Origin of the sequence: Prevotella sp. OH937_COT-195 (genome assembly GCF_003932845.1) — a bacterium.
GTDB lineage: Bacteria > Bacteroidota > Bacteroidia > Bacteroidales > Bacteroidaceae > Prevotella.
Map to the genome: position 1 here is coordinate 1 of NZ_RQZH01000159.1, position 426 is coordinate 426.

The 426-nt window shown below is 41.5% G+C and carries 1 protein-coding gene; it reads left to right on the top strand.

Annotated elements, in window-relative coordinates:
• Window position 1 precedes the first annotated feature (1 nt).
• The coding region (locus EII32_RS11720) for a transposase (protein WP_317125338.1) at window positions 2-426 on the top strand (425 nt) is incomplete at its 3' end.

A 426-nucleotide genomic window follows, 5' to 3' on the forward strand; every position in this document is an offset into this window, starting at 1 on the left:
TATTGATGAGTTTGACAAGAATTTGAATGTTGAACTGAGTAAAAACCTATGTTTACCTTCCTATAATAGCAATGGAAAACGTTGCAGGAATCGTAAGGGAAGGCTTTCTGAAAGTGAAATCATGACCATCCTCGTGTGCTATCATTTCGGTACATATCGTAATTTTAAGGAGTATTATCAGAATTGTATCCGTGGCCGGCTCAAACATGAATTCCCGGCAGCCGTCTCCCATAATCGTTTTGTAGGACTCATGCCCCGTGTATTCTTTAAGATGATGTTATTTATGAGACTCTGTGCCTTCGGCAAATGTACGGGTATAACGTTCGTTGACAGCACCATGATACCGGTGTGCCATAATGTAAGGCGATACTTCAATAAAGTATTTAAGGGGATTGCCAAGAGTGGGAAAGGCACTATGGGGTGGTG